Raw genomic sequence first — 23,256 nt, forward strand, 5'->3', positions numbered from 1 at the left:
GCTTACGCCGCTCCTACACGAGCCACATTGCCAGGAAAGCCTCTGCCGAGCATGGCTCGGCACTACAGGGTCAGCGCACGCCGGTTTCGTTGCGGGCAATGACCAGACGCTGGATTTCCGAGGTGCCCTCGTAGATCTCGGTGATCTTGGCATCGCGGAAGTAACGCTCCAACGGCATTTCCTTTGAGTAGCCCATGCCGCCGTGGATCTGCACGGCCTGGTGGGCAATCCACATCGCCGCTTCCGATGCGGTCAGCTTGGCCACCGCCGCTTCGGTGGAGAAACGCTTGCCTTGGGCCTTGGTCCAGGCGGCGCGCAAGGTCAGCAGCATCGCTGCATCCAGCTTGCACTTCATGTCGGCGATCTTGGCCTGGATCATCTGGAAGCTGCCGATCGGCGCACCAAACGACTTGCGCTCCTTCACATAGGCGAGCGAGGCCTCATAGGCCGCGCGGGCGATGCCCACTGCCTGCGAGGCGATGCCGATACGGCCCGAATCCAGCAGGCTCATTGCGATCTTGAAGCCCTCGCCTTCCTTGCCGATGACATCTTCCGCTGCAGCAACGTAGTCCTGGAACTCGATCTCGCAGGTCGCCGATGCACGTACACCGAGCTTGGGCTCGGTCTTGCCACGGCCGAAGCCAGGCTTGCTGGTGTCGATCATGAAAGCGGTGATGCCGCGCGAGCGCTGTTCCGGGTCGGTCATCGCAAACAACACGATGTAGCGAGCGACCGGGCCAGAGGTGATCCAGCTCTTCTGGCCATTGATCACGAATGAACCATCGGCCTGCTTGACCGCGCGGCAACGCATGGCGGTCGCATCGGAGCCGGACTGCGATTCGGTCAGCGCAAAGGCGCCGATCTCGCGCCCTTCGGCAATCGCCCGCACATAGGTCTGCTTCTGCGCTTCGGTGCCATAGCCCAGCAGTGCATTGCAGAACAGAGAGTTGTTGACCGACATGATGGTTGCGTGGGCGGCATCGGCCGCCGACACCTCGACGATGGCCAGCACACTGGAAACAGGATCCATGCCCGAGCCGCCGTACTCAACCGGCACCTCGATGCCCATCAAGCCGTTCTCGCCGAGCAGGCGGATGTTGTCCAACGGGTACTCGCCGGTGGCGTCGAAATGCTCGGCGCTCGGTGCGATCTTTTCTTTGGCGATACGGCGCGCGACGTCCTGCAGCATCAGCTGCTCGTCGGAAAAACTGAAGTCCACTACACCCCTCCCAGGGTTCATCAAGTTGCGATTGTAACCATCGCAACCCCATTCAGCCTACGCGTCGCCTTGACCGAAACTGGCAACATCGCCAAAATATCTCTATATCGCGATAGGTAGATATTTATGGATCTGGAAGACTGGTCAACCCGTCTGAAAGTGTTCGCCGATGCGACGCGTGTGCGTCTGCTGACGTTGCTGGAACAGGAAGAATTGACCGTGGCCGAGCTGTCGGCCATCACCACGCTGGCGCAGCCGCGCGTTTCCACCCATCTGGCCCGGCTCAAGGAAGCCGGTCTGGTGCGTGACCGTCGCGCAGGTGTCTCGGCGTATTACCGCTTCGATGAGGCCGCACTGGACCCTGCCCAGCGGGCATTGTGGCATGCGCTGAGCAGCGGCAGCGACGACCCGCTGCTGCGCCAGGATGCCGAGCGCGTGCCAGCGGTGCTGGCCATGCGCGCCGCCGACCAGAACTGGGCTGACAGCGTCGCCGGTGACATGGAACGGCATTACTCGCCGGGCCGCACCTGGGAAGCGATGGCGCGCAGTGCCCTGCCTCTGCTGGAAACAGGTGACGTGCTGGATATCGCTTCCGGTGACGGTGTGTTGGCCGAGCTGCTGGCACCGCATGCACAGCGCTATGTCTGCATCGATACCAGCGCACGCGTGGTCGCCGCCGCCAGCGAGCGCCTGCGCAAGCTGCCAAATGTGGAAGTACTGGAAGGCGACATGCACAAGCTGCCCTTCGCCGACGGCAGCTTTGATCTGGTTGTGCTGATGCATGCCCTTACCTACTCCAGCCAACCCGCCAAGGCCGTGGCCGAGTGCGCGCGCGTGCTGCGTCCACAAGGCCGGCTGATGTTGTGCAGCCTGGCCCGCCATGAGCACAAGGTCGCGGTTGAAGCCTATGGCCACGTCAACCTCGGCTTCACTGGCAAGGAGTTGCGCAAGTTCGTCGAGAAAGCCGGGCTTGAGGTCTCCAGCCTGGAGATCGTCACTCGCGAAAAACGCCCACCGCATTTCGAAGTGATTTCCCTGATCGCGCACCAACCCTGACCCCACAACCCGGCCCGCCCTATGCAAGCCCTCCCCTGGCTCCACCCCGAACGCGTCGACAAGCTGCTCGGCGCCTTGGCCAAGCGCATCCTGATCATCGATGGTGCGATGGGCACGATGATCCAGCGCCATCGTCTTGAAGAAGACGACTACCGGGGAGCACGCTTCAGCGGCGGCTTTGACAGCCAGCACGCACATGGCGCCGGCTGCGGGCATGACCTCAAGGGCAACAACGACCTGCTCCTGCTGACCAGACCGGACGTGATCGCCGGCATCCACAGCGCCTATCTGGATGCCGGCGCGGACCTGCTGGAAACCAACACCTTCAACGCCACCTCGGTCAGCCAGGCCGACTACCACCTTGAACATCTGGTCTACGAGTTGAACAAGGCAGGCGCCCAGATCGCCCGCCAGTGCTGCGACGCGGTCGAAGCCACAACCCCGGACAAGCCGCGCTTCGTGATCGGCGTGCTCGGCCCGACCAGCCGCACCGCGTCGATCAGCCCGGACGTGAATGATCCCGGCTTCCGCAACACCAGTTTCGATGAGCTGCGCGCGACTTACCGCGAGGCCATCGATGGCCTGATCGATGGTGGCGCCGACACGCTGATGGTGGAAACCATCTTCGACACGCTCAACGCCAAAGCCGCCTTGTTCGCCATCGAGGAAGTATTCGATGCGCGCGGTGGACGCCTGCCGGTCATGATCTCCGGCACCATCACCGATGCCTCCGGCCGCACCTTGTCCGGGCAGACCGCCGAGGCCTTCTACGCTTCGGTCTCGCACAGCCAGCCGCTCTCGATCGGCTTCAACTGCGCCTTGGGTGCAACCGACATGCGCCCGCACGTGGAAACGCTGTCGCAGGTATCCAGCGGTTACGTCAGCGCGCATCCGAATGCAGGCCTGCCCAACGCCTTTGGCGAGTACGACGAAACGCCCGAGGAAATGGCGACCACGCTGAAGGAGTTCGCCCAGTCCGGCCTGCTCAACCTGGTCGGCGGCTGTTGCGGTACGTCGCCCGATCACATCCGTGCCATTGCCGAAGCCGTTGCGGGGCTGCCGCCACGTGTGCTGCCGGTGGCGGCGGACAAGGCCGCCTGAGGAAGTCACGATGAAGAAAATCCTGCTGGTTGGTGCCACTGGCACCCTGGGTTCGGCGGTTGCGCAGCATCTGCGGCAACGGCATCAGGTCATCACTGCTTCGCGCTCGGATCCGCTGCACCGCGTTGATCTGGCTAGCGATGACAGCGTGAGCGCGCTGCTGCAGGCGGTTGGTCCACTCGACGCGATAGTCGCCACTACCGGCAGCGTCCACTTCGGGCCGGTGACGGAGATGAGCCCGGCGCAGTTCACGCAGGGCTTGCACGACAAGCTGCTTGGCCAGGTGCGGCTGGCCTTGCTTGGCCAACACCATCTGCGCGATGGCGGCAGCATCACCTTGACCACCGGCATCCTCACCGAACAGCCGATCGCCCAAGGCGCCAGCGCCACCAGCGTCAATGCGGCGATCGAGGGTTTCGTTCGCGCTGCCGCCCTCGAACTGCCACGCAGCCTGCGCATCAACGCGGTGAGTCCCAGCGTGCTGAGCGAGGCGCTGGATGCATATGGCGACTTCTTCCCCGGCTTTGAAGCGGTCTCCGCCGCCCGCGCCGCGCTGGCCTACCAGCGCAGCATCGACGGCATCGCCAATGGACAGGTTTTCAAGGTCTGGTAATGAGCAACGACACAGCACCCCGCTACACCCGGCTATCTGGCCTTGAGCCGCTGGTCATCACCCCCGACCTGCTGTTCGTCAACGTCGGCGAACGCACCAACGTCACTGGCAGCGCGCAGTTCCGCAAGCTGGTCAAGGAAGAACGCTACGAGGAAGCCGTCGACGTTGCCCGCCAGCAGGTGGCCAGCGGCGCGCAGATCCTCGACGTCAACATGGACGAAGGCCTGATCGACTCGGAGAAAGCGATGGCACGCTTCCTCAACCTGATCATGTCCGAGCCGGATATCGCCCGCATCCCGGTGATGGTCGATTCCTCCAAATGGAGCGTGATCGAGGCCGGCCTCAAGTGCCTGCAGGGCAAGAGCGTGGTCAACTCGATCTCCCTGAAGGAAGGCGAGGAACTGTTCATCGAGCATGCGCAGCTGGTGCGCCGCTACGGTGCTGCCGCGGTGGTGATGGCATTCGATGAAGTGGGCCAGGCTGACACCTGCGAGCGCAAGGTGGAGATCTGCACCCGCGCCTATCGCATCCTGACCGAGCAGGTCGGCTTCCCGCCGGAAGACATCATCTTCGACCCGAACATCTTTGCCGTGGCCACCGGCATCGAGGAACACGACAACTACGCGGTGGACTTCATCGAAGCCACCCGCATCATCAAGCGCACGCTGCCGCATTGCCATGTGTCCGGCGGCGTCTCGAACGTCTCGTTCTCGTTCCGTGGCAATGAAACGGTACGGCAGGCGATCCACTCGGTGTTCCTGTACCACGCCATCAAGGCCGGCATGGACATGGGTATCGTCAACGCCGGTGCGATGCCGATCTACGATCAGCTTGACCCGGAGCTGCGCGAGCGCGTGGAGGACGTCATCCTCAACCGCCGCCGCGACGGCACCGAGCGCCTGCTTGAGATCGCCGAGCGCTACAAGGGCAAGAAAGGCGAGAAGAAGGTCGAGGACCTGGCCTGGCGCGAACGGCCGGTGCGCGACCGCCTGGCCCACGCGCTGGTGCAAGGCCTGGATGCCTGGGTCGAGGAAGATACCGAGGAGGCACGCCAGCAGGCGGCGCGCCCACTGGACGTGATCGAAGGCGCCTTGATGGATGGCATGAACGTGGTCGGCGACCTGTTCGGCGCCGGCAAGATGTTCCTGCCGCAGGTGGTGAAGTCGGCGCGCGTGATGAAGAAGGCCGTGGCCTACCTGCTGCCCTTCATCGAAGAAGAGAAGGCGCGTACCGGCGATGTCGGCAAGTCCAACGGCAAGATCATCATGGCCACGGTCAAGGGCGACGTGCATGACATCGGCAAGAACATCGTCGGCGTGGTGCTTGCCTGCAACAACTTCGAAGTGGTCGACCTTGGCGTGATGGTGCCGGCACAGAAGATCCTGGACGCCGCCCGCGCCGAGAATGCCGACATCATCGGCCTGTCCGGGCTGATCACGCCCTCGCTGGAGGAAATGAGCCATGTCGCCAAGGAAATGCAGCGGCAGGGCTTCGAGATGCCGCTGATGATCGGCGGCGCAACCACCTCGCGCGCGCACACCGCATTGAAGATCGACCCGTTCTACAGTGCGCCGACGGTGTGGGTGAAAGATGCCTCGCGCGCCGTCGGCGTGGCCCAGTCGCTGATCTCGCGCGAGCTGCGTGCCAGCTTCGTCGCCGCCAACGATGCCGACTACGCCGACATCCGCCAGCGCCATCGCAACCGCGGTGATGCCAAGCGTCTGGTCTCGCTGGAGCATGCACGCGGACAGCGGTTTACCTGCGACTGGAGCCAGTACACCCCACCGACGCCGAACCAGCCGGGTGTGCATGTGTTCGACAACTATCCGCTGCAAGACCTGCTGCCGGTGATCGACTGGACGCCGTTCTTCCAGGCCTGGGAACTGGCTGGAAAGTACCCCGCGATCCTGACGGACGAGATTGTTGGTCCGCAGGCCAGTGATCTGTTCGCCGATGCGCAGGCGATGCTGAAGCGGATTGTTGATGAGAAGTGGCTGACGGCGCGGGCTGTGTTTGGAATCTGGCCGGCGAACAGCAGTGGAGATGATGTCGTGCTGTCCCTTCTCCCGCATGCGGGAGAAGGTGCCCGAAGGGCGGATGAGGGCGAGCTTTTGGCTCCATCGCTTGTGCCCTCTACCCTCACCCCAACTTCTCTCCCGGAGGGAGAGGGGCTTGAGCAACGCACCCTGCACTTCCTCCGCCAGCAGGTCGACAAGCCTGCCGAGCGGCCCGACTTCTGCCTGGCCGACTTCATCGCACCAGCAGACAGCGGCAAGCAGGATTGGATTGGCGCGTTCGCGGTTACCGCCGGCATCGGCATCGAGGAACACGTTGCCCGCTTCGAGGCCGACCACGACGACTACAACGCCATCCTGCTCAAGGCCCTTGCCGACCGCCTGGCCGAGGCCATGGCCGAGCGCCTGCACCAGCGCGTGCGCACCAAATTCTGGGGCTACGCCGAGGATGAGCAGCTCGACAACGAGGCGCTGATCGCCGAAAAGTACAGCGGCATCCGCCCAGCGCCCGGTTATCCTGCCTGCCCCGAACACAGTGAAAAGCAGACCATCTTCCAGCTGCTGGACGCGCAAGGCATCGGCATGTCGCTGACCGAAAGCTTCGCCATGCTGCCTACCGCGGCGGTGTCCGGTTACTACTTCAGCCACCCGCAAAGCCAGTACTTCGTGGTTGGCCGGGTGTCGCGCGAACAGGTCACCGACTACGCCAAGCGCAAGGGCGTGGATCGGGCGCAGGTGGAACGCTGGTTGGCCTCCAACCTCGATTACGATCCGGAATGACCAGCAACTGCTGGCGGCGACAACCGCGCCGCCAGCGCCTATCCTGCCAGCTGCCCTCCAAGCCAAGACCCCATGCAAAGCCGCAATGCAGAGCTGATCCGCAAGCACGCCGCGCCCGGCCGCATCGGCCTGTGCGGCACGGATGACTGGGTCGGCAAAGCGATCCGCAAGGCGCAGGCGCCGCTGACCCAGGACGGTCACCGCAGCCTGTGGTCGCACGCATTCCTGTTCAGTGAGCAGCGGCTGGATGGACACTGGTGGGTGTTGGAATCGGATCTGGACCTGCGCAATCGCCAGCTGCGGCTGGGCGCGCAGGAAAACCGCGCCGTTCGTTACTTCGACGACGAAGCCTTCCCGAACCTGGCCATCCTCGACTTCGGCCTGGATGCCGCCCAGACCCACAAGGTACAGATTGCCGCACTGGACCTGCTGTCAGGGCTGTCCAGCTATTCGCTGAGCGAACTGGTCGGCACCTTGTTTGCGATGCACAGCACCCGCCTGCGTCGGCGCAGCAACCTGCTGTCCAAGGAAGGCGCCCTCTACTGCTCGGCGATGGTGCAGCACTGCTATGCCGCGGCCGGCATCGATCTGCTGCCAGGCGTTCACGGCAAGAACGTCGCACCGCAGGACATCTACGACGCCGCCCTGCCCCACACCACCCACTCGTTGATCCGCGACCTGGGCATTTCCAGCCTGCGCCGCTTCACCCATGGTGCCAAAGAGCTGCTGGATACGCCGGTCGAAGACCTGTTCTGACGTAGTTGGTGGTTGGCAGTCGGCGGCTACCCGGCTGCCGCAAACCTCACCCCATTTCCTGCTCAAGCATCTGGATCAGCAACGCGGCCAAGGCCTTGGCTTCCGGGTCAGCCGACGGGCGGTGCAGGACCGCCAGCTCGACGCTGTCGATACGCGGCAAGCCGGACTCCACCCCCAACACCACGTGCCCGGCTGTCATCGCCCGCGCCGGCAACAGGCTGATGCCCAAACCATCGGCAACCGCTGACTGGATGCCACCAAGGCTGGAACTGGTGAAGCTGATGCGCCACCGCCGCCCCAGGCGTTCAATCGCGTCGATCATGTCTTCGCGGTACATGCCACGCGGCGGAAACGCCACCAGCTGCACCGGCTCCATCCCGAACGAGGGACTGCTGGCACTGTCCACCCAGCACATCGGTTCCGGCCAGCACGCCACGCCCTCACGGCTCCCGCGACGTTGCTTGACCAGGATCAGGTCGAGCTCGCCGCGGTCGTAGCCATCGGCCAAGGCACGGCTCAAGCCGCTGCTGACCTCCAGCTTCACCCGCGGATAGGCCCTGGTGAACTCAGCCAACACCGGCGTGGTACGCCCTGCAGCGAAATCTTCCGGCACCCCCAGCCTGATCACCACCGCCGCACCATCGCCCGACAAGGCTTCCGCTAACTGCTCGTTGAGCGACAACATGCGCCGCGCATAGCCCAACACGGTCTCACCGATGTCCGTCGGCCGCACATCGCGCACCCCGCGATCCAGCAGGCGGTGCCCGGCAAGGTCCTCCAACCGCCGCACTTTCTGGCTGATGGTGGACTGGGTGGAATGCAGGCGCGCCGCGGCGGCAGTGAAACTGCCGCAATCGGCCACCATCACCAACGCCCGCAGCAGATCCAAGTCGAAATAGGCCCTATTTGTTTTTGAACTGGACTCGACCACGACATTTAATTTCACGATAGATCGCCGTACTTGTAGCATCGCCTGCAGGTTTGGGCAAACGCCCTCCCCCGCTGCAGGCACACAGCAACCCGGACAGAGGCAGGCAATGAGCGTAGAGAACTGGATCGCCGCCCCGGCATTGGCTGCCGCGCTGCTCACCTCCAGCGGCGTCGGCACCAGCACGGCCATCGCGGAGCAGTTGCAACGCGCTGCTGAAGCCGGCGACAGCCAGCGCATCGCGCTACTGCTGAGCCAGGGCAACGGCATCAACAGCCGCGATGCCAACGGACGCGCGCCCTTGCTGACCGCCATCCGTGCGCGGCAGATCGAGGCGGCGCGCGTCCTCATCGCTGCAGGGGCTGATGTCAACGCGAAAGACCAGCTCCAGGACAGCCCCTATCTGTACGCCGGTGCCAGCGGGCAAACCGAAATCCTGCAGATGACCCTCACGCACGGCGCCGACCTGCGCAGCACCAACCGTTATGGCGGCACCGCCTTGATACCGGCGGCCGAACGCGGCCATGTCAGCACGGTACAGCTGCTGATCAAGGCCGGTGTTGACGTCGACCATGTCAACAACCTGGGTTGGACCGCGCTGCTGGAGACCGTCATCCTGGGTGACGGCAGCCAACGCTACGCGCAGATCACCCAGTTGCTCATTGCCGCCGGTGCCGACGTCAACCTTGCCGATGAGCACGGCGTCACGCCCCTGGCGCATGCACGCCAACGTCGACAAACCGTTATCGAGCAGCTGCTGCGTGCAGCAGGCGCTCGTTGAAGCACTCCACGCATCCGCATTGCCCGGCAATCGCCTACCACTGGAACCACCGATGAAGACCTCCCTCGGCCTGCTGCTGACCATACTCGCAGCAACCACCTCGCCCGCAATCGCCGCCCAATCCCAGGCCGACGTAGTGATACGCCATGCAACCGTGATCGATGTCGAACACGGCCGCGCGATACCCGACCAGACCGTCGCCATCCGTGAGGGCAGCATCGTCGCCGTCGGCAATGACGCACAGCTGGGCACCCAATGGCGCGCAACCACCGCCATCGATGGCCGCGGCCGCTATCTGATTCCAGGGCTGTGGGACATGCACGTCCACTTTGGCGGCGGCCCGGCGCTGATCGAAGAGAACAAGGCCCTGCTGCCGCTATACGTCGCACATGGCATCATCACCGTGCGTGATGCCTCGGGTGATCTGGCCGAGCAGGTATTGTCGTGGCGCGGGCAGATCGCCAGCGGCCAGTTGTTCGGGCCGCAGCTGTTCACCTCCGGTGCCAAGATCGAAGGTCTGGCGCCGGTGTGGAAAGGCACGATCGAGGCCGGTGACAAGGCCGGTGTGGACGCAGCACTGGACCGCGAGCAGCGCGACCAGGTGGATTTCGTCAAGATCACCGACAGTACGCTCAAGCCGGAGCTGTTCCTGTACGCCGTGAGCCAAGCCAAGGCGCGCGGCATGCGCAGTTCCGGCCATGTCCCGATGGCCTTGACCGTGGGCCAGGCCATCGAGGCCGGCATGAGTTCGATCGAGCACCTGGACTATGCCTTCAAGGCCGGGGTCAAGGATGAGGCTGCGATCGCTGCCGATTTCGCCGCCGGCAACATCGACCGTGCCGAGGCCAACCGCAGGCTGCATGCCGGCTTCGACCGCACCACCGCGATGGCGGCGTATCGCCGCTTCGCCGAACTCGGCGTCGCCGTGACCCCGACACTGGACGGCGGCCGCATCATCGACTTCCTCGACGTCGAACCGCGTGACAACGACCCCTACCTGGCTTACATCGGCCCAGGACTGCGCGATACCTACACGTGGCGCGTCGAGCGTGCAGCCAAGGCCACACCCGCACAGGTCGAAGCCCGCCACGCCCACTACGCCCAGGTGGCAGCGGTGCTGCCGATGCTGCAGGAAGCCGGCGTGCGCATCATGGCCGGCACCGATGCGGGCTTTCTGAACTCCTACAATTTCCCCGGTATCGGCCTGCACAACGAGCTGGCACTGTATGTCCGCGAAGGGCTGACGCCGGCGCAGGTGCTGCAGTCGGCCACCCGTGCCGGCCCCGCCTGGTTCGGGAAACTCGATCGCTACGGCGCGGTCGCCGAAGGCAAGGCGGCGGACCTGGTGTTGCTGGACCGCAATCCGCTGCAGGACATCGCAGCCACCCGCGCGATCAATACCGTGGTGATGCGCGGCAAGGTTTACGACCGCGGCGCGCTGGACGCGATGCTGGCCGAAACCAAGGCGCAGGTCGCCGAATGGAATGCCAAGGCCAAGCCCTGATCTGCGCACACGGGCATAGGCCGGCAAAGCCACTCAAACAGCTCGGTAGCCCGGCTGTTTGCAGGAGCGGCGCAAGCCGCGAAGCAAATGATGTGTCAGCTGGCATGTATCTCGAGAACTGCAGCAGCGCCAGCTTCGCGGCTGGCGCCGCTCCTACATACGGATACCCAACCTGTCTCCCGGATGCGCTGCGCCAACCCGGGCTAACTGCAGGACGCACAGACCTGCATCGCTTTTGTGGGAGCGGCGTAAGCCGCGAAGCAAGCGCATTGTCAGCCAGCACAGGCCTCAAGCACTCCAGCAACACCAGCTTCGCGGCTCACGCCGCTCCTACAATCCCAAGCCCGCAAAAGGCACAATAGGGGCCGCGGCACATGCCGCCCCCCTTGCCTGCCCAGCGCGTCCAGCGCCTTGCCATGACGTCCGTTGCCCTGCCAGCGCAGACCGTGCCGACCGCACGCCTGTCGAGCTTCTACTTCTTCTACTACGCCGCGCTGGGCGCGTTCACGCCGTATTGGAGCCTGTACCTGCAGTCGCGCGGCATGACCGTCACCGCCATCAGCGTGATGATGAGCCTGTGGTACGCCACACGGGTGGTCGCTCCCAGCACCTGGACCTCGCTGGCCGCGGTCTCGCCCCACCCGATCCGCTGGCTGCGCGTTGGCTGTGTATTGACCATCGCCTGCTTCGCGGGCTTCCTGGTGCCCGCGCCGCCGTGGACGCTGTACGCGGTGATGATCGCGTTCTGTTTCTTCTACAACGCGGTCATGCCGCAGTTCGAATCGATCACCCTCACCCACCTGGGTGCGGACAGCCATCGCTACGGCATGATCCGGGTCTGGGGCTCGCTGGGCTTCATCATCGTCGTCACCCTGTTCGGCTGGCTGATCGAGAAACACGGTGCCGGCAAGCTGCCATGGCTGATGCTGCCACTGTTCGCGCTGCTGACCGGTTCGGCCTTCCTCAACCGTTATGCGCGCAATATCACCGCGCGCAGCCAGCACGAAGCAGGCTTCTGGAGCATCGTGCGGCAGAAGCCGGTCCTGGCCTTCTTCATTGCCGCCTTCCTTGAACAACTGTCATTCGGCCCGTATTACACGTTCTTCTCGCTCTACATGGACCAGCACGGCTACAGCACCTCGCTGCTTGGGCTGATGTGGACTGTCGGCGTGGTGTTCGAAGTGGCGGTGTTCTTCCTGATCGCGCGCTTCTTCCGCCGCTGGGATGCCAGCTGGCTGCTGATCATCTCCATGGGCAGCGCCGTGTTGCGCTGGTGGGCCACCGCGCTGTGGCCAGAGAACCTGCCGGTGATGCTGGTCGCCCAGACCACCCATTGCCTGGGCTTCGCCGCGTTCTTCGCCTCGGCCATGCAGCTGCTGGCACGCTACTTCCCGGGCAACCTCAATGGGCACGGCCAAGGGCTGTTCTATGGTTTCTCGTCCGGGCTGGGCGGTGTACTCGGCGCCCTGATCGCTGGCCAGCTCTGGCAGTTCGGCAACGGCAAGGTCGCCTTCATCGCTGGCGGCTGTTTCGCCCTGCTCGGCACCCTGATCGCCTGGTACTGGCTGCCGCCTTCGCGCCAGGCCCGGCGCATGCGCTGAATCCTGCAGGCAGGCCAAACCCCTGCTATAACTGCGCCATCTCACGGCACAGGGGGCTCTGTCATGAAATACGGTTCCAGCCTGTACACCTTGCTGGCGGCGATACCGCTGCTTGCAAGCAGTACCGCCCACGCCAGCGACGACTCGCTTGCACCGATCGGCATGTTCGCCGGCGTCTGCCTCGATCTGCTCGACAAGCCCGACACCTTCGTCGAGGTGATGAGCAACCGCGGCGACCGTGTGCAGGATGCGGAGGCAAGCGAGTTCCTCGGCCACAAACCCGGCAAGGCCTGGTATGTCAGCCACGAAGGTATCCCTTACGGCTTCTCCTGGGCCGATGATGGTACCTGCCGGATAACCATCTTCAGCGGCGATGCCAAGGGGCTCGCCAAAGAGTTCGGTGACCTTGGTCGAATGACCCCTGCAGGCTACACCTCGACAGCGGAACTCACTTCGATCGACGAAAGAGGCTGGACGGTCCACACCTACACCTGGCACGGCGACGGCAAAGGCCGCGCCATCCAGATGCGCCTGTCACTCAATCCCGATCCCGGTACGGGTTTACGCGGCAATGCCAGTGCCCGTTACGTTGCAGCACCGCGCTGAACTCGGGCAACTGATCCGTGATCACACCACCTCGCCACGCGTGCACGCTGCGCGATCGCACCATGCCGAGGAACACACCGAACCTTCAGCCCCGATTCCGGGCCAAGGCAGCGATCGCCGCCTCCCTACCGCGCGCGGAACACGTCCGACTCAACGTATTTCCGCCGCCTGATGGCTGCGGAATGAGGGCAGCAACACGCGATTGCCGTGACCGCTCAAATGGTCACCGTCGAAATAGAGCGGCTTCCCCGCTTGCTCTGGCTGGCAGGTCGTCCCTGGGCACAGTACCGGCAACGGGTCCCAGACACTTGCGCCAGGCAGCGCCTGCGCCACCTGCTGCAAGCTGGTCACTGCGGGGGCCCGCAGTGCTTCCATTCGCTCACGCGCAACCGCCATGCCATTCACACAGATCGGATTGCTGCGGTTGAACGCATCCGAGCAGCGGAACGGTGGGGCAGCCAGCACCGGCTTCGGCGCTTCCAGCACGATCCGCACGCCGCGATCCGCCAGTGGCTTCAGCTCGATGATCGCAGCCTGCACGTCGGCAGCACGTTGCGCGGCAGATGCCTCACTCAGTACCGATGCATACGCCTGCTGCTGATCAAACAGGCCATATTGCTCAACCAGCCTTGGCACCCGCAAACCGGGCAGGAACAGCACATCGCCGGCACGCGCCTGGGCGGCAACATCAGCCAGCGTGTTGTGTACGTAGGCATCGCAGCCCGGATCGGCTTGTTGCCGACCTTGCAATCCGACCAGCGCACAGCCTGTACTTGCGTACAGGCGGGCCTGCCCACCGTCGAGTAGAACCACGCGGCGGAGCATTTCGCCATATGCCAATGCATGCGAGTCACCCGCCACGAACAGACGCCACTCAGCGCCTTTGCCAGCAGCGCACTTGCCACGCTCGAACTGCTGCACGTGACCACCCGTGATCGACAGGCGCGACACCACCAATTCGCAATCAGGGAATTCCTTCTTCAAGCTCTTCGCATACGGGTACCAGTCCAGCGGATGGCGACTGACCGTGCTCAGGGAAATATGCTTGGCAGCGCGTTCCAATTGTTTCTGCGCGGCCATACCCAGCAACGCCAACACCACGCCGGCTGCCACCCAACGCAGGTCCGAGCCACGCCAGCGTCTGCCAAAGCGCAGCGGCTGCTCGACCCAGCGCCATGACAGCCAAGCCAACACCGCGGTGCAAACCAAAGCCAGTACCCCGGTGAGCAACGAGTCCAAGCCAACCGTCCAACGGAACAGCACGAATACCGGCCAATGCCATAGATAAAGCGAATATGACATCCGCCCTATCACCAGCATCGGTTGAGCCGACAGACCGCGGCCGACCCAGCCAGCAGCGGAGCGATGCAGCACCGCCAGCAAACCCAGCGTGCCCAGCACCGGCCATAAACCATCGATCCACGGCGAGTGTCCGGGACGCGCAGCCCACAACCCATAAGCCAGCATGCTGGCACTGCCCAACTGCAACAGCGCGGACCAAGGCCCCGTCAGGAGCGACTCTCCGGTCACATGCCTACGCATGTCGAGCATCTGGAACAGCAGTACACCCGCGCCCAACTGCCAGAACCGCGTGGTGGTCTGGTAGAAGGACGCGATCTCCTGCCCGCCCTGCAGCGCGCGACTGATCGCAAACAGCAGCGAACCAGCCGTGGCAAGCCCAAACAACAGCATCGACAAACCCCGGCCCCGGCCGCCTTTGGACCAGGCCATGAACAACAGGGGGAACAGCAGATAGAACTGTTCCTCCACGCCGAGTGACCAGGTATGGGTGTAAGGATTGAACTCGCTACGTGGCGAGAAGTAATCGTTGCCCGTGCCGGCCAATACCCAGTTGCTCAGCCCCACAAAGGCCATGCGCCCGGTCTTGCCACTGGTTTCGCTGAGCCAGGACTCGGGAATGAACAAGGTGCTCAGCAGGCCGGTGACCAGCAGGCACACGACCAGCGCCGGCATGATCCGGCGCATGCGCCGCGCATAGAAACCCAGCACTCCCTTCCAGCCACCGAAGCTGGAAGAGCGCGCCACAGAGGCACTGACCACATAGCCGGAGATGACGAAGAAGACATCCACGCCGGTAAAACCGCCCGCCAACCAGCTCGGATTGAGGTGATAGAAGATGACCGCGAGCACGGCAATGGCACGCAGGCCGTCAACGTGGGGGTAATAGCCTTCCTGCTTCGGATGTCCCTGCATTGCATTCCCCTCAAGACAACGGGCGCCGCTGGCGCCCGTTGTCTGCATCATATCGAATCGCTTACCAGACCAGATCGTCCGGCACCTGGTACTGCGGGTCAGCGTAGGGATCAGCATCCGCCGGAGCATTCGGGTCGACCTTCAGCGCCACTGCCTGGGCAAAGATCCCCTCGGCCTGTGCCAACACCTCGGCTGTCACCAACAGGTAGCGACCGTTCTGCTGCAGCACGCCGAGTTCACCGGCGTTGAGCGCCTTGAGCTGATCAGCGTTGACGTAGACGCGCTTGATCTTGCCGCCGTACGGGAAATGGCGGGCAATGTCGGCGTTGGGATCATTCAGACCCTTGTCCTTGATCAGCTCATCGAGCTTGGCGCGCGCCTCACGGCGCAGGCGTGCTTCTTCCTGCTTGGCCTGCTCGGCCTGGATGCGTTCGTCCTTTTCCTTCTGCGCACGGATCGCATAAGCCTTGGCCAGATCGATGTCTTCCTGCGAGCGTGGCTTGCGTGGGCCCTGTTGCGGCCTACTTTGCCCGGGCTTGCCCGGATGGGAAGGCTTGCCAGCGTGCACGGGTTTGTTGCCAGCCTGTGGCCGGCCCTGCCCAGGCTTGCCCTGCGGACGGCCGTCACGACGCACTTCCGGCTTGCGCTCCGGCTTGGGAGCAGGTTTGAAACCCAGCCCTAGCAGCTGGTCACGAATATTGTCACTCATGGGAAATATCAGTAGTGCGGGGGCGGTGGTTCATCGGCGGCGTCGGCATACAACGCCGTGCGCACCTTGCCCAGGTCATCAAGTAAGTGGCGCAGCAGATCAGCGTTACGCGAGCCCTGCATGCGGGCATCAGCCAACGCCTCGCTCATTTCCGCCAACGCCTGCTCCTGGAAGGAAACACGCATCTCCAGTTCAACCAGGCGCGCTTCCAGCGCTTGTTCGCGCTGCTCGGGAGTTGATTCATGCATGTACGGAACGTCCTCGACCAATGCCGTAATACGCCAGGCCTGCGGCTTCGATTTCAGCCGGGTCGTAGAGGTTACGGCCATCAAATACCACCGCATCACCCAGCGCTTCACGCATGCGCGCAAAGTCCGGGCTGCGGAACTGCTTCCACTCGGTGACTACCACCAGAGCGTCTGCTTCATGTAGTGCGGCAAATGCGGAATCGCAGAAAACCAGGTCATCACGCTCGCCAAAAACACGGCGGGCTTCATCCATGGCTTCCGGATCGAACACCTGCACCTTGGCACCGGCTTCCCACAGCTGGGCCAATACGCGCCGGCTCGGTGCCTCGCGCATGTCGTCTGTGTTCGGCTTGAATGCCAGCCCCCACACCGCGAAGGTCTTGCCTCGCACACCTTCGTCTTCACCACGGTCGTAATGACGCTGGATCAGCTCGAAGAGATGGCCTTTCTGGGCGGCATTCACCGCCTCCACCGCATTGAGCAGCTGCGGCTGGTGGCCATGCTGTGCGGCTGTGCGGGCCAAAGCCTGCACGTCCTTGGGGAAACAGGAGCCGCCGTAGCCGGCACCAGGATAAATGAAATGCCAGCCAATGCGCGGATCAGAGCCTATGCCCTGGCGCACCTGCTCGATATCGGCGCCTACGCGCTCGGCGATATTGGCGATTTCATTCATGAAGCTTATCTTGGTCGCCAACATCGCGTTGGCGGCGTACTTGGTCAGCTCGGCCGAACGCACGTCCATTTCCACAACGCGGTCACGGTTGCGGTTGAACGGCGCATACAGTCGCCGAAGTACCGTCACCGCCTGAGCGTTCTTGGCACCAATGACGATGCGATCCGGGCGCATGCAGTCTGCGACCGCATCACCTTCTTTCAGGAACTCGGGATTGGAGACCACATCGAAGGCAATCTCCTGGCCACGCGCTGCCAGCTCTTCTGCGATGGCAGCGTGAACCTTGTCCGCAGTGCCAACCGGCACCGTCGATTTATTCACCACCACCGTCGGCCGCGCCAGATGGCGGCCGATGGTGCGGGCAACCGCCAACACGTACTGCAGATCAGCACTGCCGTCTTCGTCCGGCGGCGTACCTACCGCGATGAAGATCACCTCACCGTGGTCGATCGCCTTCGCCGCTTCCGTGGTGAAGGCCAGACGCCCGGAGGCGTGATTGGCCTTCACCATCGGCTCCAGGCCAGGTTCGTAGATCGGGATGATGCCGCGCCCCAGACCATCGACCTTGGCTTGGTCGATATCGACGCAGACCACATCGTGCCCTACTTCCGCCAAGCAGGTCCCGGTCACGAGACCCACATAGCCGGTTCCGAAAATAGCTACACGCATGGTTGCGCCTACTCCGTAACCCAGCCTTACGGCATGACGCCCAGCAACTCGACGTCGAAGCTCAACGTCGCGTTCGGGCCGATCGGGCCGCCCGGCGTGCCGGCTTCACCGTAAGCCAGTTCACCCGGAATCCAGAAGCGGTACTTGGAGCCGACCGGCATCAGTGCAACGCCCTCGGTCCAGCCCTTGATGACCTGGTCCAGGCCGAAATCAACCGGCTGACCGCGCTGGTAGCTGCTGTCGAACACTTCGCCGCTGAGCAGCTTGCCTTCGTAGTTGACGCGCACGCGGCTGGTGGCCATCGGGCGCTCGCCGCTGCCGGCGCGGATCACCTGGTACTGCAGGCCCGAAGCGGTGGTCACCACGCCCGGCTGGGTCTTGTTCTTGGCGAGGAAAGCATTGCCTTCTTCACGGTTGGTCTGGGCAGCCTTGCCGGCCGCAGCCTTCATTTCAGCTTCCTTGGTGGCGCTGAATGCCTGCAGCACGCCCTGCGCCTGCTCGCGGGTCATCAGCGGGGTGCCCTTGGCGAACACGGTGCTGATCGCCTGGAACACCGAATCCAGATCAATCTCATCCTTGATGCGTGCCAGCGACGGGCCGACGGCGAAGCTGCCGAGCATCAGGCCAACCTTTTCGCGGTCAACCGACGGCGGTGCACTGCCCGGGGCCATGCCCGGAACCTGCTGGCCCGAACGCGCCATCATCACGGTGCGCAGTGCCTGGTCGGTCTTCTGTGCATCTTCCTGCGACAGCAGCGGCTGGCCGCCAGCAAAGGCGTTCTCAACGGCACGGCGCAATGCGGCCACGTCTACTTCCGAGGCAACCGGCTCAAACGAGCTCGCCACGTCGAGACCGATGGCGTAGCCAATCTTTTCACGATCCGAGGTCAAAACAGACTTCTCCTTGGTCGCCGCCGCAGCGGCAGGTTGTTGCGAAAAAACGACCCCGGGGGCCGCCATCGCCAAAATCAGAAGCGACGCAACCGCGCCACGCTTTCCCATCTTCATTCGCTGCATTCCTGGAAGTGAACAAACGCCACCGGCGGCGCGAGGGGCGACATTGTCGCACGCGCACCGCAGATGTCGAGGCGCATCAGCGCCGTGGCGCGGGTGCGGCCAGCGCGCGATCAATCGCTGCCCGCAGCTCCGGGTCATCCGGTTTCACCCGGCTGGGGAACTGTGCCAGGACCCGACCATCGCGTGATATCAGATATTTGTGAAAGTTCCAGGCCGGCGCCACGCCACTGATGCGCGTCAGATCCTGGTACAGCGGCGTCGTTTCCGGCCCGATCACATGAACCTTCTGGAACATCGGGAATTTCACCCCATAAGTAAGTGTGCAGAACTCCTGGATCTGCTCCTCACTGCCAGGTTCCTGGCCTTTGAAATCATTGGATGGAAAGCCCAATACGGCAAAACCACGTGGCGACAGTTCCTGCTGCAATGCCTCCAGCCCCTCGTATTGCGGGGTAAACCCGCACTTGGAGGCGGTATTCACTACCAGTAGCACCTTGCCGCCATACGCGCGATTCAGGTTTACCTCTTCTTTTCCGGCCAGCGAACGGTAGTTGCGGTCAAGCAGCGGACCGGCAGCGGCATCCAACACCGCACCCACGCCAGCAATAAAAGCAATAGATATCAACAGATTACGAATGCCCACCGGCTTCTCCTGAACACTACAAACAAGTTTGGAACGGCATAGGCCATTAGTTTGGTCACAAGCAGTTGCATGTTGGCGTGTCGGTGTTATAGTTGCATACAACACCAGCCACCCTACACAGGGGCCCCATGAACACCAAGCACGGCAGACACGCTCTCCACGCACTGATGGTCACAGGCACCTTGCTGTTGCTGGGCTGCTCAACCTCCCTCGGCAACGGCCTTGCCGATGCCAGGGATTATGCAGCCCAGGTGGGCGGTGATGGGCAGGATGCCGACGAAAGCCCCAAAACGAAACGACCGGCCCGGCGTATGCGGACCAGTCTTTCGATGCCTTATTTTTCTTTCGCACAGCTGAATTCGCGGAGCTGACCCATGAGCGATATCCAGTGGAGCGATGGCGCTCCCATTTACCGCCAGCTGAAGGATCGCGTGATAGCGATGATGCTGGACGGAATCCTGAAGCCGGGCGATGCCCTGCCCTCGGTTCGCCAGGTAGCGGCCGAGTACCAATTGAATCCGATCACCGTCTCGCGCGCCTATCAGGAGTTGGCCGACGAGAACCTGGTCGAGAAACGCCGTGGCCTTGGTATGTTCATGACCGAGGAGGCCGCCCAGAAGCTGCGCGGCAACGAGCGTGATCGTTTTCTCAATGACGAATGGCCGGCCGTGCTGGAGCGCATCCAGCGCCTGGGCCTGACCATGGAAGATTTGCTGCCACCGGGGACCACTCTATGAACGCCGTCGAAGCCGTCGTTTCCGCCAAGGGCCTGCGCAAGGCCTACAAGCAGAAGCCAGCGCTGGACAACACCAGCTTCACCATCGAACCGGGCCGCATCGTCGGCCTGATCGGCCCCAACGGCGCCGGCAAGACCACGGCGCTCAAGGCCCTGCTCGGCCTGACCTCGTTTGACGGCGACCTGCAGGTACTGGGCATGGACCCGCGCAGCCAACGCGATGACCTGATGAACGATGTCTGCTTCATCGCCGATGTTGCAGTGCTGCCGCGTTGGTTGCGGGTCAAGGAAGCCATCGACTTCGTCGCCGGTGTGCACCCGCGATTTGACCGCGCCCGCTGCGAACGCTTCCTGGCCAACACCAAGCTCAGCCCGAAGCAACGCGTGCGGGAGATGTCCAAGGGCATGGTCGTGCAGCTGCACCTCGCCCTGGTGATGGCCATCGACGCCAAAATCCTGGTGCTGGACGAGCCCACCCTGGGCCTGGACATCATGTACCGCAAGGAGTTCTACCAGCGCCTGCTGGAGGATTACTTCGACGAGCAGAAGACCATCATCATCACCACCCACCAGGTGGAAGAGATCGAGCACATCCTGACCGACGTACTGTTCATCCGCGACGGTTCGATCGTGCTGTCCTCCGACATGGAAGCACTGGCCGAGCGTTACACCGAGCTGCTGGCCTCGGCCGACACGCTGCAGGCCGCCCGCGCCCTGGGTCCGATCGAAGAACGCGCCCTGCCATTCGGCAAGAGCGTGCTGCTGTTTGATGGCGCCAACCGCCACCAACTCGCCGCCATGGGCGAAATCCGCACCCCCGGCCTGGCCGACCTGTTCGTGGCCACCATGAAGGGAACCTACGCATGAACGCCGCTCACCACATCACCCCGCTCGGCAAGTTCAAATGGCTGCTCAAGCGTGAGTACTGGGAAAACCGGGGCGGCTTCGTCTGGGCCCAGGTCATCACCGGCGGCATCGCCATCCTGTTCGCCATCATCGGCGCGCTGATTGGCGTGTTCGCCGCCCGCAACTCCGATGGCATCAATCACACCGGCGATGTCAGCGAATACCTCAAGGTCATGGGTGCGTTCGGCGACGGCCTGCTGCTGGCAGGCATCTTCCTGGCGTCGTTGATCCTGGCCTTTGTCGTGTTCTTCTACGCCCTGGGTAGCCTCTACGACGACCGTCGCGACCGCAGCGTACTGTTCTGGAAGTCATTGCCGGTCTCCGACACCCAGACCGTGCTGTCCAAGGCCCTGTGGGCACTGGTCTTGGCACCGCTGATCGCGATGGCCATCGGCCTGGCTGTCGGCCTGGTGCTATGGGTAGTAGCCATGTTGGGCGCAGCCGGTGCCGGCGCCACCAGCCCCTGGGCGATTGCCACCCACTCGCACCCGTTCCGCATCCTGGGTCTGATCCTGAGCACGCTTCCGGTCAGCCTGCTCTGGGCGTTGCCAACCGTCGGCTGGCTGATGTTCTGCTCGGCGCTGGTGCGGACCAAGCCGTTCCTGTGGGCGGTGCTGATCCCGCTACTGGCCTGCACCATGATCAGCATCCTCGGCGCGATGCCGGGCGTGAAGCTGCCGCTGGGCTGGATCTGGTACACCGTTGCCTACCGCGGCCTGCTCAGCGTGTTCCCGTCTTCCTGGCTGCCGCGCGGCCTGACCGACACCAACATCCGTGGCGAAGACCTGCAGACCCCGGCCGACCTGGTGCAGTGGTTGCTGCAGCACCATAGCCTGGGCAAGGTACTCTCCAACCCGGATATCTGGATCGGCGCCGTGGTCGGTATCGCTTTTATCGTCGCCGCCATCTACCTGCGCCGCCGTCGCGACGACATCTGAGTTCTGATCAGGAGAATGTTCATGCACAAGACGTTTGTACTGGCCGCATTGCTGGCTGCGCCGGGCGCAGCCTTCGCCAGCCAGCCCTGCGCGTTTACCGCACCGCAGTCGCTGAACCTGGACCTGGGCAGCAGCAAGACCGTGATGTTTGAAGTGAACAGTCATGACCTGCGCCTGCAGGCCAGCCCTGGAGCGAGAGCGGCCATCAGCGGACGAGGCTGCGCTTCCAGCCAGGAGCTGCTGGACCAGCTCACGCTGAGCCAGCGCAAGGTTGGCGACAAGCTGGTGGTGACGCTGGAACGCCGCAACCAGGGGCTGAACATCAACATGGGCCACACCTACGCCTACCTGGACCTGACCGGCAGCCTGCCGGACGACATCCTGGTACAGCTCAAGGTCGGTTCCGGTGATGCCTCGCTGGTCGGCGCCAAGAGCATGAGCGCCGACGTGGGTTCTGGCGATGTCAGTGCGCGTGACATCAAGGGCCTGGCAACGGCGGCAGTGGGTTCAGGCGATGTCGAGTTCCACAACATCGGCTCGCTTCACGTGCTTTCGGTGGGATCGGGTGATGCCAGGATCGACGGCGTCCGCGGCGACGCCCGGATCGGCACTGTCGGCTCCGGTGACGTCGAGCTGCGCGGTGTACAGGGTGCGGTGAGCATCGAAAGCATCGGCTCCGGTGACGTCGACATTCGCGACAGCCGCGGCGCCGTGCAGTTGGGCTCACTGGGCTCGGGCGACCTCGACGTCCGTGGCGCCGCCAGCCTCAAGGTCGATAGCCTCGGCAGCGGCTCGGTGAATCATTCCGGCATCAGCGGCAGCGTCGAGCTGCCGAAAAAACGCTAATTCCTTCTTATCGCAACGGAACGCACACCATGAAGATCCTCAACGCACCCCTGCTTGCTCTTGCATTGGCCATCCCGCTGGCTGCCTGTGGCGAAAAGCCGGCAACCAACGCACCGGCGACCGACAGCACCATTGGTGCCAAGGTCCGCGAAGCGACCGACAAGGCCCGCAAGGAAATGGCGGAGGGCAACATCAGCATTGGCTCCGATGGCGCCAAGGTCGAGGTCACTCCGACCGGCGACCTGCTGATCAACAGCACCTCCATCCCGCTCAACGACAGCCAACGCGCGATTACCCTGCGCTACCGCACGCAGGTGATCGGCATTGCTGAGGCTGGCATCGACATCGGCGTGCAGGGGGCCAACCTCGGTGCGCAGGCTGCGGGCGAAGCGATCAAGGGCATCTTCTCTGGCAACTCCGAGCAGATCGAAGCACGCATCAATGCCGAGGCGGACAAGATCAAGGCCAGCGCCGCCAAGATCTGCGACCAGCTGCCTGCACTGATGGCCACCCAGCAGCAACTGGCTGCGGCGGTGCCCGAGTTCAAGCCGTACGCAAAGATGGACCAGAGCGACATCGACGATTGCCGCAACGGCAACGGCAACGTCCAGATCCCCTGATGGGGAGCCTGACCTGCACTCTGGCGGGGGCGGTAGAATGACCGCCCCCGCCGTTGCTGCCCCGCTGCCATGAATAGA

General features: G+C 63.5%; 23 protein-coding genes. 15 read left to right on the forward strand and 8 right to left on the reverse strand.

Annotated features, from left to right (window positions below; genetic code table 11):
- Window positions 1-70: 70 nt before the first annotated feature.
- Window positions 71-1,219 (reverse strand): acyl-CoA dehydrogenase family protein, encoded by a 1,149-nt coding sequence (locus QMX78_RS11220; RefSeq protein WP_282269475.1) that lies wholly within the window; start codon window positions 1,217-1,219, stop codon window positions 71-73.
- 126 nt (window positions 1,220-1,345) lie between these two features.
- On the opposite strand from QMX78_RS11220, the gene QMX78_RS11225 reads away from it, so the two are divergent.
- From QMX78_RS11225 to QMX78_RS11245, 5 genes are all read left to right on the forward strand, one after another.
- Window positions 1,346-2,275, forward strand: a complete 930-nt coding sequence (locus tag QMX78_RS11225) for an ArsR family transcriptional regulator (RefSeq protein ID WP_282269478.1) — start codon at window positions 1,346-1,348, stop codon at window positions 2,273-2,275.
- A gap of 21 nt (window positions 2,276-2,296) precedes the next feature.
- Entirely contained in the window at window positions 2,297-3,376 is a 1,080-nt protein-coding gene (locus QMX78_RS11230; RefSeq protein ID WP_282269479.1) for a homocysteine S-methyltransferase family protein, read from the forward strand.
- Between the two features lie 10 nt (window positions 3,377-3,386).
- Window positions 3,387-3,989 (forward strand): short chain dehydrogenase, encoded by a 603-nt coding sequence (locus QMX78_RS11235; protein ID WP_282269481.1) that lies wholly within the window; start codon window positions 3,387-3,389, stop codon window positions 3,987-3,989.
- Window positions 3,989-6,784: a methionine synthase gene (metH, locus tag QMX78_RS11240; RefSeq protein WP_282269483.1), complete on the forward strand. Its 2,796-nt coding sequence runs from the start codon at window positions 3,989-3,991 to the stop codon at window positions 6,782-6,784. Before QMX78_RS11235 ends, metH begins: the two co-directional genes overlap by 1 nt.
- A 72-nt stretch (window positions 6,785-6,856) precedes the next feature.
- A complete protein-coding gene (locus QMX78_RS11245; protein WP_282269485.1) occupies window positions 6,857-7,540 on the forward strand; it encodes a hypothetical protein in 684 nt (227 codons plus the stop codon).
- Between the two features lie 46 nt (window positions 7,541-7,586).
- Here QMX78_RS11245 and QMX78_RS11250 read toward each other — a convergent pair whose 3' ends face one another.
- A complete protein-coding gene (locus QMX78_RS11250; protein ID WP_282269487.1) occupies window positions 7,587-8,486 on the reverse strand; it encodes a LysR substrate-binding domain-containing protein in 900 nt (299 codons plus the stop codon).
- Between the two features lie 91 nt (window positions 8,487-8,577).
- Here QMX78_RS11250 and QMX78_RS11255 point away from each other — a divergent pair, with 91 nt between their 5' ends.
- From QMX78_RS11255 to QMX78_RS11270, 4 genes are all read left to right on the forward strand, one after another.
- Window positions 8,578-9,249 (forward strand): ankyrin repeat domain-containing protein, encoded by a 672-nt coding sequence (locus tag QMX78_RS11255; protein ID WP_282269489.1) that lies wholly within the window; start codon window positions 8,578-8,580, stop codon window positions 9,247-9,249.
- Between the two features lie 52 nt (window positions 9,250-9,301).
- The gene (locus tag QMX78_RS11260) at window positions 9,302-10,753 is read left to right on the forward strand and encodes an amidohydrolase family protein (RefSeq protein WP_282269491.1); all 1,452 of its coding nucleotides are present in this window, start codon (window positions 9,302-9,304) and stop codon (window positions 10,751-10,753) included.
- Window positions 10,754-11,169: 416 nt separating this feature from the next.
- Entirely contained in the window at window positions 11,170-12,354 is a 1,185-nt protein-coding gene (locus QMX78_RS11265; RefSeq protein WP_282269493.1) for an MFS transporter, read from the forward strand.
- A gap of 63 nt (window positions 12,355-12,417) precedes the next feature.
- Window positions 12,418-12,960 (forward strand): hypothetical protein, encoded by a 543-nt coding sequence (locus QMX78_RS11270; RefSeq protein ID WP_282269495.1) that lies wholly within the window; start codon window positions 12,418-12,420, stop codon window positions 12,958-12,960.
- 150 nt (window positions 12,961-13,110) lie between these two features.
- On the opposite strand, the gene QMX78_RS11275 is transcribed toward QMX78_RS11270, so the two are convergent.
- The 6 genes from QMX78_RS11275 to QMX78_RS11300 all read right to left on the reverse strand — a co-directional run bounded on the left by QMX78_RS11275 (window position 13,111) and on the right by QMX78_RS11300 (window position 19,114).
- On the reverse strand, window positions 13,111-15,174 hold the full coding sequence (locus QMX78_RS11275) for an acyltransferase family protein (protein ID WP_282269498.1): 2,064 nt from the start codon (window positions 15,172-15,174) through the stop codon (window positions 13,111-13,113).
- Window positions 15,175-15,235: 61 nt separating this feature from the next.
- A complete protein-coding gene (locus QMX78_RS11280; RefSeq protein ID WP_282269500.1) occupies window positions 15,236-15,883 on the reverse strand; it encodes a DUF2058 family protein in 648 nt (215 codons plus the stop codon).
- Window positions 15,884-15,891: 8 nt separating this feature from the next.
- Complete coding sequence (locus tag QMX78_RS11285) at window positions 15,892-16,131, reverse strand: SlyX family protein (RefSeq protein WP_282269502.1); 240 nt, start codon at window positions 16,129-16,131, stop codon at window positions 15,892-15,894.
- Window positions 16,124-17,473: a UDP-glucose/GDP-mannose dehydrogenase family protein gene (locus QMX78_RS11290; protein ID WP_282269504.1), complete on the reverse strand. Its 1,350-nt coding sequence runs from the start codon at window positions 17,471-17,473 to the stop codon at window positions 16,124-16,126. Before QMX78_RS11290 ends, QMX78_RS11285 begins: the two co-directional genes overlap by 8 nt.
- A gap of 26 nt (window positions 17,474-17,499) precedes the next feature.
- Window positions 17,500-18,480 carry an FKBP-type peptidyl-prolyl cis-trans isomerase gene (locus tag QMX78_RS11295; protein ID WP_282269506.1) on the reverse strand — a complete coding sequence of 327 codons (981 nt, stop codon included), beginning with the start codon at window positions 18,478-18,480 and terminating at the stop codon, window positions 17,500-17,502.
- A gap of 85 nt (window positions 18,481-18,565) precedes the next feature.
- Complete coding sequence (locus QMX78_RS11300) at window positions 18,566-19,114, reverse strand: glutathione peroxidase (protein ID WP_282269527.1); 549 nt, start codon at window positions 19,112-19,114, stop codon at window positions 18,566-18,568.
- 146 nt (window positions 19,115-19,260) lie between these two features.
- Here QMX78_RS11300 and QMX78_RS11305 point away from each other — a divergent pair, with 146 nt between their 5' ends.
- The 6 genes from QMX78_RS11305 to QMX78_RS11330 are packed head-to-tail and all read left to right on the forward strand — an operon-like array spanning window position 19,261 to window position 23,178.
- Entirely contained in the window at window positions 19,261-19,503 is a 243-nt protein-coding gene (locus QMX78_RS11305) for a hypothetical protein (protein WP_282269508.1), read from the forward strand.
- Window positions 19,504-19,506: 3 nt separating this feature from the next.
- Window positions 19,507-19,869, forward strand: a complete 363-nt coding sequence (locus tag QMX78_RS11310) for a GntR family transcriptional regulator (RefSeq protein WP_282269510.1) — start codon at window positions 19,507-19,509, stop codon at window positions 19,867-19,869.
- Window positions 19,866-20,735, forward strand: a complete 870-nt coding sequence (locus tag QMX78_RS11315) for an ABC transporter ATP-binding protein (protein ID WP_282269519.1) — start codon at window positions 19,866-19,868, stop codon at window positions 20,733-20,735. Before QMX78_RS11310 ends, QMX78_RS11315 begins: the two co-directional genes overlap by 4 nt.
- Entirely contained in the window at window positions 20,732-21,712 is a 981-nt protein-coding gene (locus QMX78_RS11320) for an ABC transporter permease (RefSeq protein ID WP_282269521.1), read from the forward strand. Before QMX78_RS11315 ends, QMX78_RS11320 begins: the two co-directional genes overlap by 4 nt.
- A gap of 21 nt (window positions 21,713-21,733) precedes the next feature.
- The gene (locus tag QMX78_RS11325) at window positions 21,734-22,558 is read left to right on the forward strand and encodes a DUF4097 family beta strand repeat-containing protein (protein WP_282269523.1); all 825 of its coding nucleotides are present in this window, start codon (window positions 21,734-21,736) and stop codon (window positions 22,556-22,558) included.
- Between the two features lie 29 nt (window positions 22,559-22,587).
- Entirely contained in the window at window positions 22,588-23,178 is a 591-nt protein-coding gene (locus QMX78_RS11330) for a DUF2884 family protein (RefSeq protein WP_282269525.1), read from the forward strand.
- Window positions 23,179-23,256: the final 78 nt, after the last annotated feature.

This window comes from Stenotrophomonas sp. PS02298 (assembly GCF_029959445.1).
In the GTDB taxonomy this organism is placed as follows: Bacteria; Pseudomonadota; Gammaproteobacteria; order Xanthomonadales; family Xanthomonadaceae; genus Stenotrophomonas.

Excerpts from the sequence above, each read along its gene's own strand:
- QMX78_RS11225 (WP_282269478.1), top strand. The coding sequence starts at position 1,346 with ATGGATCTGGAAGACTGGTCAACCCGTCTGAAAGTGTTCGCCGATGCG.
- QMX78_RS11230 (WP_282269479.1), top strand. The coding sequence starts at position 2,297 with ATGCAAGCCCTCCCCTGGCTCCACCCCGAACGCGTCGACAAGCTGCTC.
- QMX78_RS11235 (WP_282269481.1), top strand. The coding sequence starts at position 3,387 with ATGAAGAAAATCCTGCTGGTTGGTGCCACTGGCACCCTGGGTTCGGCG.
- metH (WP_282269483.1), top strand. The coding sequence starts at position 3,989 with ATGAGCAACGACACAGCACCCCGCTACACCCGGCTATCTGGCCTTGAG.
- QMX78_RS11245 (WP_282269485.1), top strand. The coding sequence starts at position 6,857 with ATGCAAAGCCGCAATGCAGAGCTGATCCGCAAGCACGCCGCGCCCGGC.
- QMX78_RS11255 (WP_282269489.1), top strand. The coding sequence starts at position 8,578 with ATGAGCGTAGAGAACTGGATCGCCGCCCCGGCATTGGCTGCCGCGCTG.
- QMX78_RS11260 (WP_282269491.1), top strand. The coding sequence starts at position 9,302 with ATGAAGACCTCCCTCGGCCTGCTGCTGACCATACTCGCAGCAACCACC.
- QMX78_RS11265 (WP_282269493.1), top strand. The coding sequence starts at position 11,170 with ATGACGTCCGTTGCCCTGCCAGCGCAGACCGTGCCGACCGCACGCCTG.
- QMX78_RS11270 (WP_282269495.1), top strand. The coding sequence starts at position 12,418 with ATGAAATACGGTTCCAGCCTGTACACCTTGCTGGCGGCGATACCGCTG.
- QMX78_RS11275 (WP_282269498.1), bottom strand. The coding sequence starts at position 15,174 with ATGCAGGGACATCCGAAGCAGGAAGGCTATTACCCCCACGTTGACGGC.
- QMX78_RS11280 (WP_282269500.1), bottom strand. The coding sequence starts at position 15,883 with ATGAGTGACAATATTCGTGACCAGCTGCTAGGGCTGGGTTTCAAACCT.
- QMX78_RS11285 (WP_282269502.1), bottom strand. The coding sequence starts at position 16,131 with ATGCATGAATCAACTCCCGAGCAGCGCGAACAAGCGCTGGAAGCGCGC.
- QMX78_RS11290 (WP_282269504.1), bottom strand. The coding sequence starts at position 17,473 with ATGCGTGTAGCTATTTTCGGAACCGGCTATGTGGGTCTCGTGACCGGG.
- QMX78_RS11295 (WP_282269506.1), bottom strand. The coding sequence starts at position 18,480 with ATGAAGATGGGAAAGCGTGGCGCGGTTGCGTCGCTTCTGATTTTGGCG.
- QMX78_RS11305 (WP_282269508.1), top strand. The coding sequence starts at position 19,261 with ATGAACACCAAGCACGGCAGACACGCTCTCCACGCACTGATGGTCACA.
- QMX78_RS11310 (WP_282269510.1), top strand. The coding sequence starts at position 19,507 with ATGAGCGATATCCAGTGGAGCGATGGCGCTCCCATTTACCGCCAGCTG.
- QMX78_RS11315 (WP_282269519.1), top strand. The coding sequence starts at position 19,866 with ATGAACGCCGTCGAAGCCGTCGTTTCCGCCAAGGGCCTGCGCAAGGCC.
- QMX78_RS11320 (WP_282269521.1), top strand. The coding sequence starts at position 20,732 with ATGAACGCCGCTCACCACATCACCCCGCTCGGCAAGTTCAAATGGCTG.
- QMX78_RS11325 (WP_282269523.1), top strand. The coding sequence starts at position 21,734 with ATGCACAAGACGTTTGTACTGGCCGCATTGCTGGCTGCGCCGGGCGCA.
- QMX78_RS11330 (WP_282269525.1), top strand. The coding sequence starts at position 22,588 with ATGAAGATCCTCAACGCACCCCTGCTTGCTCTTGCATTGGCCATCCCG.